This window comes from Arthrobacter sp. 'calajunan' (assembly GCF_046940185.1).
In the GTDB taxonomy this organism is placed as follows: Bacteria; Actinomycetota; Actinomycetes; order Actinomycetales; family Micrococcaceae; genus Glutamicibacter; species Glutamicibacter soli.
In genome coordinates, this window is the sequence record NZ_JBKZDY010000004.1 from 48042 (window position 1) to 64558 (window position 16517).

12 protein-coding genes are annotated in these 16517 nt (G+C 69.9%); 5 read left to right on the forward strand and 7 right to left on the reverse strand.

The window, feature by feature from the left end; genetic code table 11:
* Positions 1 to 4: 4 nt before the first annotated feature.
* Genes RF641_RS07400 through leuS form a run of 3 tightly spaced genes read right to left on the reverse strand, consistent with a single transcriptional unit; the run spans position 5 to position 4200 of the window.
* Positions 5 to 724 carry a helix-hairpin-helix domain-containing protein gene (locus RF641_RS07400; RefSeq protein ID WP_424572883.1) on the reverse strand — a complete coding sequence of 240 codons (720 nt, stop codon included), beginning with the start codon at positions 722 to 724 and terminating at the stop codon, positions 5 to 7.
* A 15-nt stretch (positions 725 to 739) separates the two neighbouring features.
* Positions 740 to 1678, reverse strand: a complete 939-nt coding sequence (locus RF641_RS07405; RefSeq protein WP_047119156.1) for a DegV family protein — start codon at positions 1676 to 1678, stop codon at positions 740 to 742.
* A 32-nt stretch (positions 1679 to 1710) separates the two neighbouring features.
* Entirely contained in the window at positions 1711 to 4200 is a 2490-nt protein-coding gene (gene leuS / locus RF641_RS07410) for a leucine--tRNA ligase (RefSeq protein WP_424572884.1), read from the reverse strand.
* A gap of 274 nt (positions 4201 to 4474) precedes the next feature.
* Here leuS and RF641_RS07415 point away from each other — a divergent pair, with 274 nt between their 5' ends.
* Both RF641_RS07415 and RF641_RS07420 read left to right on the forward strand, forming a co-directional pair.
* On the forward strand, positions 4475 to 4978 hold the full coding sequence (locus RF641_RS07415) for a hypothetical protein (RefSeq protein WP_120989417.1): 504 nt from the start codon (positions 4475 to 4477) through the stop codon (positions 4976 to 4978).
* Positions 4979 to 5066: 88 nt separating this feature from the next.
* Positions 5067 to 6881, forward strand: coding sequence for an HNH endonuclease signature motif containing protein (locus tag RF641_RS07420; RefSeq protein ID WP_424572885.1), 1815 nt, complete (start codon positions 5067 to 5069; stop codon positions 6879 to 6881).
* Between the two features lie 76 nt (positions 6882 to 6957).
* Here the strand turns inward: RF641_RS07420 and glpK are convergent, their stop codons facing one another.
* From glpK to RF641_RS07435, 3 genes are all read right to left on the reverse strand, one after another.
* Entirely contained in the window at positions 6958 to 8478 is a 1521-nt protein-coding gene (gene glpK / locus RF641_RS07425) for a glycerol kinase GlpK (RefSeq protein ID WP_047119160.1), read from the reverse strand.
* A 31-nt stretch (positions 8479 to 8509) separates the two neighbouring features.
* On the reverse strand, positions 8510 to 9238 hold the full coding sequence (locus RF641_RS07430; RefSeq protein ID WP_053798103.1) for an MIP/aquaporin family protein: 729 nt from the start codon (positions 9236 to 9238) through the stop codon (positions 8510 to 8512).
* Positions 9239 to 9303: 65 nt separating this feature from the next.
* Positions 9304 to 10980, reverse strand: coding sequence for an FAD-dependent oxidoreductase (locus RF641_RS07435; RefSeq protein ID WP_424572886.1), 1677 nt, complete (start codon positions 10978 to 10980; stop codon positions 9304 to 9306).
* Positions 10981 to 11141: 161 nt separating this feature from the next.
* On the opposite strand from RF641_RS07435, the gene RF641_RS07440 reads away from it, so the two are divergent.
* The 3 genes from RF641_RS07440 to RF641_RS07450 all read left to right on the forward strand — a co-directional run bounded on the left by RF641_RS07440 (position 11142) and on the right by RF641_RS07450 (position 14554).
* Positions 11142 to 12095 (forward strand): sugar-binding transcriptional regulator, encoded by a 954-nt coding sequence (locus RF641_RS07440; RefSeq protein ID WP_047119163.1) that lies wholly within the window; start codon positions 11142 to 11144, stop codon positions 12093 to 12095.
* A gap of 10 nt (positions 12096 to 12105) precedes the next feature.
* Entirely contained in the window at positions 12106 to 12975 is an 870-nt protein-coding gene (locus RF641_RS07445) for an alpha/beta fold hydrolase (RefSeq protein WP_053798106.1), read from the forward strand.
* Between the two features lie 166 nt (positions 12976 to 13141).
* Positions 13142 to 14554, forward strand: coding sequence for a glycosyltransferase family 2 protein (locus RF641_RS07450; RefSeq protein ID WP_424572887.1), 1413 nt, complete (start codon positions 13142 to 13144; stop codon positions 14552 to 14554).
* Here the strand turns inward: RF641_RS07450 and RF641_RS07455 are convergent.
* Positions 14551 to 16515, reverse strand: coding sequence for a primosomal protein PriA (locus tag RF641_RS07455; protein ID WP_113606275.1), 1965 nt, complete (start codon positions 16513 to 16515; stop codon positions 14551 to 14553). The two genes, RF641_RS07450 and RF641_RS07455, sit on opposite strands and share 4 nt — an antisense overlap.
* Positions 16516 to 16517 lie beyond the last annotated feature (2 nt).

The window sequence follows — 16517 nt, forward strand, 5'->3', positions numbered from 1 at the left end:
CACCTCATGGCTGCACCAGCTCGCGCAGGTTGCCCAGCACCGCCGGGCCGATGCCGGAGACCGCGTCCAGCTCCTCCACGGAGGCGAACGGCCCATGGGCTTCGCGGAAGTCGATGATGCGTTGGGCCAGCGCGGGCCCGATCCCCGGCAATTCCTGCAGCTGCTGCGCGTCGGCGCTGTTCAGCGAGATCTTCGCACCGGCGGCGCCGCCGTCCGTGCCATCCACCGGAGCGCTGGAGCCGGCGGCGGAGGGCGGGGCGGCCTGGGCGTCCGCGCTGCCGGGCAGCACGATCTGCTGGCCGTCGGCCAACCGGGCGGCGAGATTCAGCAGTTCGGGGCGGGCGGTGCGCCGCATGCCGCCGGCCGCCTCCAGCGCGTCGACGATGCGCGCCCCGGCGGGCAGGGTGTACACCCCGGGCTTCTTCACCGCACCCACCACGTGCACGGTCACCGCGCCCTCGGAGTTCCCCGGCGCGGCGGTGCCCGAAGGCAGGGCGCCAGCAGCCGCCGTGCTCGGCGTTGCGGCGCCGGGCGGCGGCGAGGGGTCGGAGACCAGCGGCACGGTCTCAAGCTGCGTGGTGGTCGGCGGCGGGGCCAGCAGGATGGATAGCCCGATCCAGGCCAGCACCACCAGCACCAGCACGAGCACCGCCACGCGGCTCACGGCAAAACGCAGCCGCGAGGCACGTGGCGCGTACCTGCTGAAGAAGTCATGGCGCCCCATGGACCCCAGTCTGGGCTAGCCGGATGCCGCAGGCCCCTGGTGCGGCGCGGGCTGTGGATACAGCGGGGCCACTGCCACGCCGAGCACCCCCATGCCGGTGTGCGCGGCCAGCACCGCCGGCAGCGACTCGATGAGCACCTCGCCCTCGCAGTAGGGGTTCAGCTCGGTGGCGATCTCGGTGGCAAGTTCCGCGGCGCCGAAGTGCATCACGCCCAGCCGCACCGGGCCCGTCGCCGCGGCGGCGTCGCGCTGGGCCAGGGCCACCAGTCGCGCCTGGGCGCGCGCGAAGGAGCGCGGCTTCTCCAGCGGGGCGATCACCCCGCCGGCGATGCCCAGGATCGGCTTGACGTTCAGCAGGTTGCCGAACACCGAGGACACCGCGCTGATCCGCCCGCCGCGGCGCAGCTGCTCCAGGGAGGGCACCGCGAAGTACACGCGGTTCACCGCCGCGCCGGAGGCGATCTGCTCCAGCAGGCCCAGCCCGGCGCCGGCGTCGCGCGCGGCGAGCACGTCGGCCACCGCGAAGCCCTGGGCCATGGCCACGGTGCGCGAATCGATCACGCTCACCGGCACCGGCGCCTCGGAGGCGGCCAGCCGGGCGGCGTCGACGGTTCCGGACAGCCCCGCCGAGAGGTGGATGGAGATGACCGCCTGGCAGCCGGCCTCGGCCAGCTGGCGGTAGGCGCGGGCGAACTCGCCGGGGGCCGGGCGCGAGGTCTTCACCGCCTGCCCCATGGCAAGGCCCATCATCAGCGCGGTCGTGTCCTCGCCGTGCACATGGTCGTCCACGATGATCGGGATGCCCAGCTGGATGAAGTCCGGGGCCTGCAGCAGGGCCGGCGGCAGGCAGGAGGCCGAATCGGTCACCACCCCGATCCGGGTGCCAGAAAGCCCACGCGGGGCCAGCAGCTTGTGCAGCCAGCCCGTGCGTGGGCTCTTGGATCGCTCAGTCATGTCTTGAGCTTACGGTACACGTCGGGCCGGACCTACGGCGCCGGGACCACGTTCACGAGCTTCGGGGCGCGCACGATCACCTTCAGCGGCGCCTTCCCGTCGAGCATGCGCACGACGGCCTCGTGGGCCAGCGCCTGCTCGCGCAGCGCGTCCTCGGAGATGTCCACCGGGACCTCAAGGCGCGCGCGCACCTTGCCCTTGATCTGCACCACGGCGGTGACGGTGTCGTCCACCAGCAGCGACTCGTCGACCGTCGGCCAGGCGCTGGTCACGACGCTCGGGGCGTAGCCCAGCGCCTGCCACATGTCCTCCGCGGTGTACGGGGCGAACAGGCTCAGCAGCTGCGCGATAACGGTGGCCGCCTCGCGCACCGCGGGATCCGCGGCGCCGGCGCCCGAGTCGATGGTCTTGCGGGTGGCGTTGACCAGTTCCATGGTCTTGGCGATCACCACGTTGAACTTGCCCGAGTCCAGCAGCTGGGCGGATTCGTGCACGGTGCGGTGGGTGACCTGGCGCAGCGCCTTGTCCCCTGCCGCGTAGTCCACGCCCGGGGCGCTGGCCACGTCCTGGGCGACGCGCCAGGCGCGGGCCAGGAACTTCTGCGAACCGAACGGCGAGACGTCGGCCCAGTCCACGTCGTCCTCCGGCGGGGAGGCGAAGACCATGGTCAGGCGCACGGCATCGACGCCGAACTTGTCAAGCTGCTGGCCCAGGTCCACGCCGTTGCCCAGCGACTTGCTCATGGCCTTGCCGCCGTTGAGCACCTGGCCCTGGTTCAGCAGCGCGCTGAACGGCTCCTGCACGTCGATCAGCCCCAGGTCGTAGATGACCTTGGTGAAGAAGCGGGAGTACAGCAGGTGCAGGATCGCGTGCTCGACGCCGCCGACGTACTGCCCGACCGGCATCCAGTCGCGCACGGCCTTCGGGTCGAAGGGGCCCTCGGTGTAGTTCGGGGAGACGAAACGCAGGAAGTACCAGGAGGAGTCCACGAAGGTGTCCATGGTGTCGGTGTCGCGCTTTGCGGCGCCGCCGCAGGTCGGGCACGCCACGTTGACCCAGTGATCGGCGGCCGCCAGCGGGCTGGTGCCCTTCGGGGCCAGCTGCTCGCCGCGCAGGTCATCGGGCAGGCGCACCGGCAGCTGGTCCTCGGGAACCGGCACCTCGCCGCAGGCCTCGCAGTGGATGATCGGGATCGGGGTGCCCCAGAAGCGCTGGCGGGACAGCAGCCAGTCGCGCAGGCGGAAGTTCACGGTGTGCTCGCCGGTGCCGGCGGCCTGGACGATCTCGATGGCCTTGGCGATCGCGTCGGCCTTCTCCAGGCCGTCCAGTGCGCCGGAGTTCACCAGCTTGCCCTCGCCGGCGGTGGCGATGCCGGTCTCGTTCGGGTCTTCCAGCCCGGTTTCGACGACCACGCGCACCGGCAGGTCGAAGGTGCGGGCGAAGTCCAGGTCGCGCTGGTCGTGCGCGGGCACTGCCATGATCGCGCCGGTGCCGTAGTCGGCCAGCACGTAGTCGGCGGCCCAGATCGGCAGCTTTTCCCCCGAGAGCGGGTTGATGCCAAAGCGCCCGGTGAACACGCCGGTCTTCTCGCGCTCGGTGGACTGGCGCTCGATCTCGGACAGCGCCTTGACCTGCTCCTGGTAGGCTTCCAGGGCTTCGCGGTGCTCGTCGGTGACCAGTTCTCCGGCCAGGTCCGCGTCCACGGCGACCACCATGAAGGTCGCGCCATACAGGGTGTCCGGGCGGGTGGTGAAGACCGGGATCTTCACCGCAGGCTTCTCATCGTGCGCCTCGATCTCGAAGGTCACCTCGGCGCCTTCGGAGCGGCCGATCCAGTTCTTCTGCATCAGCAGCACGCGCTCGGGCCAGTGGCCCTTGAGCTGCTCCATGTCCTCCAGCAGGCGGTCGGCGTAGTCGGTGATCTTGAAGTACCACTGGTTCAGCGACTTCTTGGTCACCTGCGTGCCGCAGCGTTCGCAGGCGCCGTTGACGACCTGCTCGTTGGCCAGCACGGTCTGGTCCTTCGGGCACCAGTTCACCGGGTGGTCCTTGCGGTAGGCCAGGCCCTTCTCGTAGAACTTGGTGAACAGCCACTGGGTCCAGCGGTAGTACTCCGGATCCGAGGTGTGCAGGCGGCGGTCCCAGTCGGCGGAGATGGCGTAGCGCTTGAAGCTGGCGGCCTGGGTGTCGATGTTGGTGTAGGTCCAGTCCGAGGGGTGCGCGTTGTTCTTGATCGCTGCGTTTTCCGCGGGCAGGCCGAAGGAGTCCCAGCCGATCGGGTGCATGACATCGTAGCCGCGCAAGCGCCAGTACCGAGCCACGACGTCGCCCATGGCGAAGGCCTCGGCGTGGCCCATGTGCAGGTCGCCCGAGGGGTAGGGGAACATGTCCAGGACGTAACGGCGTTCACGCGTGCCGTCGTCGGCCGGCTTGAACACCTCTAGCTCGTCCCAAACCGGTAGCCACTTGGACTCAATGTCCTTGAAGTCGTAGGTTCTGGTCTCGTTCGTCGATGATGTCACTGAGCTCTTCTCACAGATTCGCGGAAAAATTTCCTGACGGAAAACTGGTTTCTGCTTCCAGACACAACAAAAGCCCCCAAATTTCCACTCGGGGGTACGGCCGTCAGGCCGCTCTTAGACTAGGTCGCGCTGGGAATACATAGGGTGATTCTATCGCACCCCGGGCGGTGCATGCCGCATCGATGAAGCGCAAGCTTGCCCACAGTCCGCGCCGCGGCACCTTCGCGCCTGAAACATCGATGCGGTCGATCGCGCCATCGGCCACAATGGGCTCATGATCCCATGCTTCCCGCGCCGTGCGCGCCGCGTCCTCGCCCCGGGCCTGCTGCTGCCCGTCGGCGCGCTCCTGCTCTCGGGCTGCGCCATGCTCGGCACCTACGAAGGGCACACCTGCGACGGCAGGAAACCTGTCGCCTCCCTGGAGCAAGCCGGCCGCCAGCTGGTCCAGGCCGCGTACGACCAGGACGTGGAAGCCGCCTGCCGGGTGGCAACCCCCTACGCCGGCGTCGAGCTGGAGCCGAGCATGCTCGGCAGGACCCGGGAGCTGCTGGCAGGCGCCGGGGTCACCCCGCAGAATGTGCAGGTGCTGGTCGGCGAGCAGATGGGCAGCTCCTATTCCGTGCTGCTGGGCAGCACCGAGGGAGAGGGCCGGGTCGCCGTCACCGGCCACGCGGTGTGGGACGCCGGCTTCACCATCTCGCTGCCCGACGACGCCTATCCGGAGCTGCCGCCGGCGCCTGGGGACCCTGCCTCGCCACCCTCCTCCGCGGCGCCCTAGGCCGCAGCCGGAAAATCGGCTGGCCGGGTTATCCACACTGCGCAGGCGCCTGCCCCCGCGCCGCCGGCTTCGGCCCGAGGCTGGATTCATGACCACCGAAGCCCTGCTCACCGCGCTGCACACCTTGTGCACCTCCCCGAAGCATCTGGGGACCCAGCTCACCGCTGGCATGCTGGTGCGCCTGGGCGCGCTGTGCCTGGCACTGTTCACCGCGCTCGGCCGGCTGGTCCACGAGACGCGCGATCCCCGCCTGGTCCTCGCCCATGCGCAGCTGGTGGAGCAGTTCGCCCAGCAGGTGCACCGCGAGCAGCTGGCCGGCGCGCTGGAGGCCGAGGTCACCGGCGCGGCCGGGCTCAGCCTGGCCACCTACGATGCGTTGCGCGCCGGAACCTGCGATCTGGAGGTCGAGCCCGAGTTCGCCACCGGGCGGGCTAGCTACAAGACCGCCGGCGATCTGCTCGCCGCATGGCTGGGCATCACCTATTTCGAGGCGCAACGCCGGATCGACGACGCGCACCTGCTCATCGGCCGGCGCACCGCCCAAGGCACCATCTGCGCGCCGCGCTTCGAGCACCTGGCCAGCATCTACGCCCAGGGCCAGGCCGACCGCCGCGCCATCGCCGGCACCGCCCGCAGCCTGGAGAAGCTCGAAAAACCGGACACCACCTTCGACGGGGTGCCCTGTTCGCTCACCGCCCGCGCGGCCGACGGCAGGCTGCTGGAGGAGCATGCAGCCGCCGCGCTGCGCGAGCTCGGCCCGATCGAGGCGCGCAAGCAGATCGGCACGCAGATCAAGACCTACAAGGAGCTGCACGAGGAAAAGCTCCCGCCGGACCTGGGCCTGTTCATCGGGCCAGTCGTCCGGGGTGTGCACACCTTCACCCTGCGCACCCTGGCCGCCCACGCGGAGTACCTGCGCTCGGTAGCGGCCCAGTCCGGCAGCAAACGCACCAAGGCCGGCAAGCACGCGCGCAAGCCCGACGCGGATCAGGCCGTTTCGCCCGAGCCCCCGGACTCCCCCGCACAACAGGAATCCCCCGCAGCGGAGAATGAGGGCACCGCGTCCGGCGATCAGCGGCCGACGCCTGACTGGCTCCAGCCCGAGGGGCCGATGCCCGGCTGGGCCGCGGAAGACCTGGAGCCCTCCAGCAGCGCGGACCAGCAGCCCGATCAGGAGTCCCCAGCGGGCACCGCAGCGGATGATGACGGCCCGAAGCCCGATCCCGACGCCGAACCACATGAAAACGACACCGAGGAGCCGGCCGCCGAGGAGCCGAGCGCCCCGCTGCGCCGGCTGAACGCGCTGATGGCCATCCTCACCACGTCGTTCACGGGGAGCGCCGCGAAGCCGATCGTGCCGAAGGTCCTGGTCTACCTGCGGCTCAAGGACCTGCAGAACCTGGCCGAGGCCCATGGCATCAGCGCCCACGGGGTGGACATCCCGCCGGGCGAGCTGAGAAAACTACTGGTCACAGCCCGGGTGATCCCGCTGGTGCTGGGCGGCAACAGCCAACCGCTGGACGTCGGACGCTCCAGGCGCTTCCACCAGGGATACATCAAGATGGCGGTGATGGCCCGTGATCGCGGGTGCATTGTGCCCGAATGCACGACGCCCCCGGACCTGGTGGAGATCGACCACTACAAGAAGCCATGGGCGGAAGGCGGCACGACCAGCGTCGACTCCGGGGCGGCGATGTGCTCCAACGAGCACCACGGCCGCCACTCCGGCCAGCTGAAAGTGGTCGACGTCAACGGGCTGCCGCATGTGCTGCTGCCGCCGCACCTTGATCCCGAGCAGAAGCCCCGGCGCAATACCTACTGGGGCGCCCTGCAGCTCGACGACGACCCGCCCGGCGGCGCTGGGCCCCCGGCCACGGATCCTCCCGCGGACCGGCGCGGGTGAACGAAAAAGGATCCCGGCCAACCTGGTGGTTGACCGGGATCAGTGGTCGGCCGACTGTTGGGCCGTCGGGAAAACGCTAGGCCTTGGTGTCTTCGTCGACCCAGTCGAAGGTGCGGGTGACAGCCTTCTTCCACAGCCGCAGGCTGCGTTCGCGCTCTTCGGCACCCATCACAGGCTCCCAGCGCTTGTCCTCTGACCAGTTCGCCTCCAGCTCGCCCAGGTCCTTCCAGAACCCGACGGCCAGGCCGGCCGCGTAGGCGGCGCCCAGCGCGGTGGTCTCGGTGACCTTCGGGCGGACCACGGGCACGCCGAGGATGTCGGCTTGGAACTGCATCAGGTGCTCGTTGGCGACCATGCCGCCATCCACCTTCAGCTCGGTCAGCGGCACCTCGGCGTCGGCGTTGACCGCGTCCAGCACCTCGCGGGTCTGGAACGCGGTGGACTCCAGGGCCGCGCGGGCGATGTGGTGCTTGTCCGCGAAGCGGGTCAACCCGACGATCGCGCCGCGCGCGTCCGAACGCCAGTACGGGGCGAACAGTCCGGAGAACGCCGGCACGATGTACACCCCACCGTTGTCCTCGACGTGGCTGGCCAGTTCCTCGATCTCCGGGGCGCTGGCGATCATGCCGATGTTGTCGCGCAGCCACTGCACCAGCGACCCGGCGACCGCGATCGAGCCCTCCAGCGCGTACACCGGGGCGGCGTCGCCCAGCTTGTAGGCCAGCGTAGTGATCAGCCCGTTGCTCGAGGAGACGATCTCCTGCCCGGTGTTGAAGATCAGGAAGCAGCCGGTGCCGTAGGTGTTCTTCGCGGTGCCCGCACCGAAGGCGGCCTGCCCAAAGGTTGCCGCCTGCTGGTCGCCCAGGATGCCGGCGACCGGCACCTCGCGCAGCAGCTGGTTGGAGGCGACCGTGCCGTACACCTCGGAGGAGGACTTGATCGCTGGCAGCATCGAGGCGGGAACCCCGAAGTCGGCCAGGATCTGCTCGTCCCACTGCAGGGTTTCAAGGTTCATGAACAGGGTGCGCGAGGCGTTGGTGACGTCGGTGGTGTGCACGCCGCCCTCCGGCCCGCCGGTCAGATTCCACAGCACCCACGTGTCGGTGGTGCCGAACAGCAGGTCGCCGGCCTCGGCACGTTCGCGCGCCCCGTCGACGTTCTCCAGGATCCACTTGATCTTGGTGCCGGCGAAGTAGGTCGCCAGCGGCAGCCCGACACGGTCCTTGTAGCGCTCGATCCCGCCCTCGGCGGACAGCGCGTCGACGATGTCCTGGGTGCGGGTGTCCTGCCAGACGATCGCGTTGTATACCGGCTCACCGGTGTGCTTGTCCCACACCACGGTGGTTTCGCGCTGGTTGGTGATGCCGACGACCTCGATGTCGTGGCGAGTCAGGTTCTCCTTGGCCAGCGCGGTGCCGATGACCTCGCGCACGTTGTCCCAGATCTCGATCGGGTTGTGCTCCACCCATCCGGCGGCCGGGAAAATCTGCTCGTGCTCCTTCTGCCCCACGGAGACGACCTCTCCGGCGTGGTCGAAGACGATGGCGCGGGAGCTGGTGGTTCCCTGGTCAATGGCGATGACGTACTTGTTGCTCACTGTCGATCAACTTTCTCTAGTGGGTGCGGCATTACAGCAGGACGGCGACGGCCAGGCCGCCCAAGGCTCCGCCGGCCAGCGGACCGAAGACGGGAACCCACGAGTAGGCCCAGTCCGAGGACCCCTTGCCGGGGATCGGCAGCACCGCATGCGCAAGACGCGGGGCGAGGTCACGTGCTGGATTGATAGCGTATCCGGTTGCTCCGCCGAGGGATAGGCCGATCGCGACGACCAGCAGGCCGACCGCCAGCGGGCCGAGCCCGTGCGGCGTCCCGCCGAAGCCGCCGATCACGAACACCAGCACGAAGGTGCCGATGGCTTCGGAGACCACGTTCCACCCGTAGGAGCGGATGGCCGGGCCGGTGGCGAACACTCCGAGCACCTTGCCCTGGTTGGCCGGCTCGTCGAAGTGCTTCTTGTAGGCCAGCCAGGCGGTGACGGCGCCCAGGAAAGCGCCGATGAACTGCGCGGCCACGTAGACCAGCGCGGTCGCTGCCGACTTCGGGATGCCTGGGGCCAGCTCGGTTGCTTCGGGGTTCACCATCAATCCCAGGGTGACCGCGGGATTCAGGTGGGCGCCGGACGGGGCCGAAACCCAGACACCGGAGAAGACGGCCAGGCCCCAGCCGAAGCTGATGGCGACCCACCCTGCGGCGCTGCCCAGGGTGCCCTTCAGCGAGACGTTGGCGCAGACGCCGGCGCCCATGAGAACGAGGATAAAAGTACCGGTGAATTCGGAAATGAACACTTGCATGGGCATCTTTGACCTTTGAGGTGATATCACATCCTGCCGGCGGCGATCTGCCGCCGGCAGCAACGGCAGGCTCAGTCCAGGTCGACCCCGTGGCTGCCTGCCAGGACCGAGATCGTATGGGCGATCTCGGCCTGGGTCTGGGTGTCATCCCAGCCCATCGGCCCAGCCAGGCAGCGTGCCGCCTCGCTGACCAGATCCTTGGTGACCAGGCCTCGGAAGGCCAGGTTGGTGCGGCGGATGAAGACGTCGATCAGGCGGCCTACCTGCTCGTGGGCGGCCATGTAGGCCAGCTCCTGGCAGGACAGCTCGTCGGAGTGCTGCAGCGCGGTGTCCTCGCCAAGCTGGGCCAGCACCGCGTCCGCTCCGGTGCCGTAGCGCTCGAGCAGCACCCGCAGGCGGTCGCGCCCGGCGGCGTTCTCGCGCGCGGCGTACCAGGCGGCCAGCTCGCCCTCGTTCATCGGGAAGTCCTTGCCGCCGCCGATCGGCACGCCGGCGGTGGAGCGGATCTCGCGCTCCCCCAGGAATTCCAACGCCTTGCCGCCCAGGTTCTCGCTCAGTGCCCGGAACGTCGTCCACTTGCCGCCGATCAGCGAGAGCATCGTGGTGGTGTCGGTGAGCCGGGTTTCGCGCACCTGGTAGTCGCGGGAGACGAAGCCGGGGGCGGTGTCGTCGTGGTTCGGCAGCGGGCGCACGCCGGAGAACTTGTAGACGATCTGCTCGCGGCGCACGGTGATGCGCGGGAAGACGTGGTGGACCAGCTCGAAGAAGTAGTCGACCTCTTCCTCGGTGCACACCGCCGGCTCGGCCATGTCGTGCTCCAGGTCGGTGGTGCCCACCAGCACGCGCCCGAGCATCGGGTAGATCAGCACGATGCGCCCGTCCTCGTGCTCGAAGAAGATCTCGCGTCCGCCGGTGGCCGCGAGCAGCTCGGGGTGGTCCAGCACGATGTGCGAGCCCTTGGTGCCGCCGGTCCACTTGGTCTTCCGGCCCAGCTGCTCATTGGTCACGTCGACCCAGGCGCCGGTCGCGTTGATGATGACCTCGGCGTCGAAGTCGAAGCTCTGCCCGGTCAGCACGTCGCGCAGCTGCGCGGTGCCCCCGTCGACCCCTGCCAGTTCCACGTAGTTGCTGGCGCGGGCGTCCGGGTTGACGCGCAGGCCTTCCTGCAACACGTCCAGGGTCAGGCGCTCAGGGTTGTGCACCGAGGCGTCGAAGTAGGTCGCGGTGTACTTCACGTCGTCGCGCAGGGCCGGCAGGTCCTTGCGGGCCGCGGCGCCGGCCTTGAAGTTGTGCCACGGGGTGTTGCGCCCGCCGACTCCGGCGAACACGTCGTACATCACCAATCCGGCCTTGATCAGGGCGGCGCCGCGTTCGGTCGGCTTGCCGGACTTGTGGGTCACAAAGCGCATCGGAGCGGAGAGGATCCCCGAGAAGGTGGAGAAGATCGGGATGGTGGTCTGCAGCGGCTTGACGTAGTGCGGGGCGATCTGAAGCAGCGAATTGCGCTCCTGCACCGACTCGTGCACCAGGCGGAACTCGCCGTTTTCCAGGTAGCGGATGCCGCCGTGGATCATGTGCGAGCTGGCGCCCGACGCGCCTTGGCAGTAGTCTCCGCGTTCGACCAGCGCAACGTCGATGCCCTGCATGGCAAGGTAGCGGAAGGTGGCGACACCGTTGATGCCGCCGCCGACGACCAGAACCCGTGCCTGGGGCCGTTCGCGCAGTTTGGCCAGCTGTTCCCGATTCACGACGTGTTGCCCCTTTGTAACGATTGAGTAGTTCTACGGGTTAGTGTTGTCGGTAGTTTGCAAAGCGGTCAAATGAATTGCACAAACGTGCAGAAATGGTCAGATTGATGCAGAAACCACCCCCTGCAGGGCCCTACCGACGCCCTGCGCATGACACATCCGTGCAGTACGGCACCCGTGAGAAGGACGCGCTGCGCGCCGCCCAGCTGTATTACCTGCAGGATTTGAAGATGGAGGTCATCGCCCGCGAGCTGGGCACCTCCCGCTCGACCGTCTCGCGGCTGCTCACCCACGCCAAGCGCACCGGCATGGTCTCGATCAGCATCTCCCCCAGCGCTGGAATGTCAGCCCAGCTCTCCGGCCGGCTGGCCGAGCGCTTCGGCATCAACGTGCAGGTGGTGCCCACCGACGGCGCCATGGACGACGCGGAACTGCTCTCCCGCGTCGCCGCGCACGCGGCGCACCAGCTAGGAGCGATGGTCTCCTCCTCGATGACGATCGGGGTGGCCTGGGGTTCGACCATGCAGGCGGTGTCCACCGCGCTCAGCTCCCACCCCACCCATGACACCGTGATCGTGCAGCTGAACGGCGCGGCGAACCCTGTCACCAGCGGCGTGCGCTACGCCAGCGAGATCCTCACCCGCTTCGGCGAGGCGTTCACCGCGCGTACCGAGCAGTTCCCGGTGCCGGCGTTTTTCGACCGCGCGTCCACGCGCCGGGCGATGTGGCAGGAAACCTCGGTCAAGCGCGTGCTCAAGGTGCAGTCGGAGATGAACCTGGCGGTGTTCTCGCTGGGCGCGGCCGGGTCGGATGTCACCTCGCAGGTCTACCGCGGCGGCTACCTGAGCAAGCAGGAGACCGCGCAGCTGGCGAAGATCGGTGTGGTGGGCGACGTGGCGACGGTGTTCTTCGACCGGCACGGGCACAGCTCCGGGATCGGGATCAACGCCCGCTCCACCGGGCCCGCGCTCGATACCCTGCGCCGGGTGCCGCAGCGCTTCTGCGTGGTGGCCGGCCGGGGCAAGATCGATGCCGTGCGCGGGGCGCTGAACGGCGGGCTGATCACCGATTTGGTGATCGACGAGGGCGCGGCCCTGGCGCTGCTGGACGGGTAGGATTTGAGGCATGAGCCCACGCACGCAACTTGTCAGCACGCACCGCCTCTTCGGCTCCGCCACCAAGGTCTTCACCTACCGGGCCGTGCCTGCCGAATCGCGCGGCGTGCTCTTCGCGGTGCACGGCTTCCGCGGCGACCACCACGGGCTGGACCGCATCATCGCCCAGCTTCCCGGCTACACCGTGGTGGTGCCCGACCTGCCCGGCTTCGGCAGCTCCAGCTCCATGACCCAGGCCCCGCACGACGTCGAGGGCTACGCCCGGATGCTCGACGTGCTGGCCGACGAGCTGCAGCTGGGCCCGGCCACCCACCTGCTCGGGCACTCCTTCGGGTCCATCATCGCCGCCAGGCTGGCCGCCGGGCGCGACTTCGCCTCGTTGACCCTGCTCAATCCGATCTCCGAACCGGCGCTGGAATCCTCCCAGGCGCTGCTGGCGCAGCTGACCAGCGGCTACTACGCCCTGTGCGCGGCGCTGCCGGCCGGCATCGGCGAGCCGCTGCTGCGATCGAGGCTGTTCACCGACGGCATGTCGCTGGTGATGACCAAGAGCCGCGACCCGCAGATGCGCCGCTACGTGCGCGACCAGCACCGCGCGTACTTCGGCGGATTCCACTCCCGCGATACCCTGGCCGAAGCCTACCTGGCCTCGATCAGCCACACCGTGGGCGAATACTCCCGGGTCATCGGCATCCCGACGCTGATGGTCGGCGGGCAGCAGGACGAGCTGGGTTCCCCGGCCACCCAGGAGGCGCTGCGCGCCACGTTCGCCGACGCGCGGCTGCTGATGCTGCCCGACGTCGGCCACCTGATCCACTATGAGAAGGCGCCCCAGGCTGCGGCCGCGGTGCGGCGCTTCCTGGAGGGGCTCGGCGGTTAAGCACGCAGCTGGGGCGGCGCCTGTCCGCGGCCCTCGTCATGAAGGTGTGACCCGCCCCACCAGGCGCTAGAGTACCAGGCAGGCCCGCTATCTGCGTTCGCGGGTTTGGCCGGGGAAATGGGGGCGCATGGCATAGGGGGAATTAGCTGGGTCGCTGCGGCGGCGCTTGGGCCTGGTCCGCGCGCGGCTTTCACAACGCGGCATCCGAGCGTCGGACACCGGTCCCACGGCCAGCTCCGGCAGCGCGCGCGTCGCGGTCATCGTCCCGGTCTTCAACGCGATGCCCTACCTGGGCGAACTGCTCGACAGCCTGGCGGCGCAGGACCTGGATCCGGAGCACTTCGAGCTCATCCTGGTCGACGACGGCTCCACCGACGGCGGGCCGCAGCTCATGGACCGCTTCGCCGCCGCGCACCCGGGCACCCGGGTGATCCGCCAGCGCAACAGCGGGTGGCCGGGCCAGCCGCGCAACCGCGGGCTGGCGGCCACCGAGGCGGACTACGTCTTCTTCGCCGATGCCGGCGACATGCTGGCCAGCCACGCCCTGCGCAGCATGCTGGACCACGCGCAGCTGCACCAGGCGGACATGGTGCTCCCGCGCATCGCCGGGCTCAACGGCCGCCCGGTGAACCGCACGCTGCTGGCCAAGAACAACCCCAAGGCCGAGCTGCGCGAGGTTTTCGCCACCCTCGCCCCGCAGAAACTCATCCGCCGCGCGCTGATCGAGCGCCCGGAGCTGCGTTTCCCCGAGGGGCGGGTGCGGCTGGAAGACGGCATCTTCATCACCGCCTGCTGTCTGGCCGCCGAGCGCACCGCGGTACTGGCGGACGACGACTACTACTTCCTGCGCACCCGCCAGGACGCCAACAACATCAGCGCCCGCAAGGCCGACCCGGAGGGCTGCACCCGGTCGGTGGCGCGCATCGCCGAGCAGGTCCGCGCCGCGCGGCTTCCGGCCGATCTGGAACAGGGCATGGTGCTCGACCTCTACCGGCGCAAGATCCTGCGCACCTACCGGCCCAGACGCTGGCTGGGGATGGGCCGGTGGCGGCGGCGCAGCTGGCTGCGCGCCCACGCGGGCTTCGTCGCACGCTTCATCCCAGCGCAGCTGGAATCGCAGCTTGGCTTCCCGCACCGGCAGCGCTCGGCGGCGCTGCGCACCGGGGATGCCCGGCAGATGCAGGCGTGGGCGCTGCTCGAGCAGCTGCTGGCCGCACACTGGAATGTGCGGCAGGACAGGCAGGGCCGGCAAGCCGCAGGAGTCCCGCACTTCGTTCCTGCCGGCCCGCCGCCGCAGCTGGCCGAGCTGATCCTGCGCCCACGCCACTGCGGCGCGGACGCGGCCCTGCCCCTGCGCCCCGCGGCGGACGCGTTCGCGCTGCACGGCGGACAGGAGCTGCAGCCCTTGACCCCGGACATCTACGACGTGTACGTGCAGGCCAGCCACCGCCAGGTGCAGGGCGAACCGCGGCGCGTCCGGGTGGGCCGGCGCGACTGGGCGGGACACCGCTTCTACGCGACGGTCAACGGCTACCTGAGCCTGGACGCCCGGCCGCGGGATGGGCAGGCCGTGGCCTAGAGGACCTCGTCGGGATCGACCGCGATGGTCGCCACCGGTTCCTTGGCCGCTGACATGCGGGCGCGCAGGGCGCGCAGCGCTTCTGTGACCGCCTGGCCGTGCGCGTAGCTGAAGAACAGCACGTAGCGGTGCTCCACGGGCGGTCCGTCGATGATGCTCGGCCCGTGGATCGCGACCAGCGCCCGGATGTCATCGTCCAGCGCGGCGACCAGCCGTTCGGCACCGGGCCCGGAGACCAGGGCGCTGCGCACGGCCGGCGGCAGCCCGACCTCGCGGCGTTCGGCCAGCTCGCGGTCGGCGAATCCGGCGGCATCCCAGCGCACCAGCGCGGCGCCGGCCGGGCTCGGGCTGCCGGTGAGCACCACGACCCCGCTGCTGCGGGCCAGGCAGGCGGCGGTGAACCAGCGTGCGAGCACCTCCTCGGTGTTGCGCAGCGAATCGTAGGCGAGCATCTTGTCGGCATCCAGCAGCAGCACCGCGGCGTACCCGCCCTCCACGACGGGCTCGACGCCAGGGGTGGCGACCACCAGCGCCGGCTTGTCGCCCAGGCTCGCCAGCGGCTTGGCCCCGGTGGAGGAGAGCACCTTCACCTTGGGGAAGGCCAGGCCAAGCTCCTCGGCGGTGCGGTCGGCGCCGATGCTGGCGGCGCGCACGCGCGGCGAGCCGCACTGCCCGCAGCGGTAGTCGTGGAACTGCTCCCCGCACCAGCGGCAGCCCACATGCGACTGCTTCCCGGCCAGCTGCAGCGGTCCCTGGCACAGCCGGCAGCGCGCCGGAGCCCGGCAGTCCTGGCAGGCCAGCGCCGGCATGAATCCGGTGCGGGCGACCTGCACCAGCACCGGGCCGGTTTCCAGCGCCTTGGTGGCTTCGCGCCAGGCCAGCGACGGGATGCGCACCCGCGCCAGCAGCGGGTCGCGCCCCAGCTCGAAGTCGTTGGTGGTGGCCACCACACGAGGGGTGTGGGCACGCAGCGTGTCGCGCGGCAGCTTCAGCTCGCTGGCCCAGCCGGTGGCCACCAGCCGCTGGGCCTCCACGGAGCGCGACGGGGAAGCCAGCAGCAGCGAGATCCCCGCCTGCTGGCTGCGCAGCAGCGCGACCTCGCGGCTGTGCTGGTAGGGGGCGCGCAATTCGCGGTGCGAGCGGTCGGCGTCCTGCCAGATGATCATCAGTTCCAGGTCCGGCACGTGGCACAGGGCGGCGGAGCGGGTACCGACCACCAGCTGCACGTGCCCGCCGATGGCGCGCAGGAAGTTGCGGTAGCGCGGGGTCGGGCCGTCGTCGGCCTGCAGCCGCGCGTAGGACTGGGCGCCGAGCTGCTCGTCCAGGTGCGCGCACAAGAGGTCAAGGTCGCGCGCGTCGGGCACCACGATGAGCACCCGCGCCCCGCGCTGAAGCACCGGCCGCGCGGCATCCAGCAGGAACCCGGGCCAGGAGCCGTGGAAATTCGGCGCCCAGCTCGCCACCGCGCGCCGGGTGGCCCCGTCGGCCCAGTCCTGCAGCACCGCAGAACCCTGCTCGTAGTGCTCCAGCTGGTTCGGGGCGTCCCCCAACGCCAGCGCCGGGGCGGTCACCAGCTCCTCGGCCTCGACCTTGGCCGCGCGGGTGGGCACTGCCAGGCGCACCACGTCCCACAGGGTCCCGGCGTAACGCGCGGCGACCAGCGAGGCGGCGGCCAGGACGTCCGGGTGCAGCACCACCCTCTCGGAGATGATTTTCGACAGCGGGCGCAGCTTCATCGCCGGCTGGTGGTCCTCCAGCAGCTCGACGATGAACCCGGCCAGCTGCTGCGGGCCGAAGGGCACCTTTACGCGCACCCCGACCTGGGCTGCCGCGTGCATGGACTCGGGCACCTCGTAGTCGAAGAGGCGGTCCAGGTGCGGGACCGAGGAATCAATCAGCACCCGGGCGACCCGCTTGAGGCGGGCCTGGCCGGGTGCTGAGATGAGGGCGTCTTGCTCCACTG

Bases quoted from the DNA above. Each gene is read 5' to 3' on its own strand.
- RF641_RS07420 (WP_424572885.1), top strand. From the start codon at position 5,067: ATGACCACCGAAGCCCTGCTCACCGCGCTGCACACCTTGTGCACCTCC.
- RF641_RS07430 (WP_053798103.1), bottom strand. From the start codon at position 9,238: ATGCCCATGCAAGTGTTCATTTCCGAATTCACCGGTACTTTTATCCTC.
- RF641_RS07445 (WP_053798106.1), top strand. From the start codon at position 12,106: ATGAGCCCACGCACGCAACTTGTCAGCACGCACCGCCTCTTCGGCTCC.
- RF641_RS07415 (WP_120989417.1), top strand. From the start codon at position 4,475: ATGATCCCATGCTTCCCGCGCCGTGCGCGCCGCGTCCTCGCCCCGGGC.
- RF641_RS07400 (WP_424572883.1), bottom strand. From the start codon at position 724: ATGGGGCGCCATGACTTCTTCAGCAGGTACGCGCCACGTGCCTCGCGG.
- RF641_RS07405 (WP_047119156.1), bottom strand. From the start codon at position 1,678: ATGACTGAGCGATCCAAGAGCCCACGCACGGGCTGGCTGCACAAGCTG.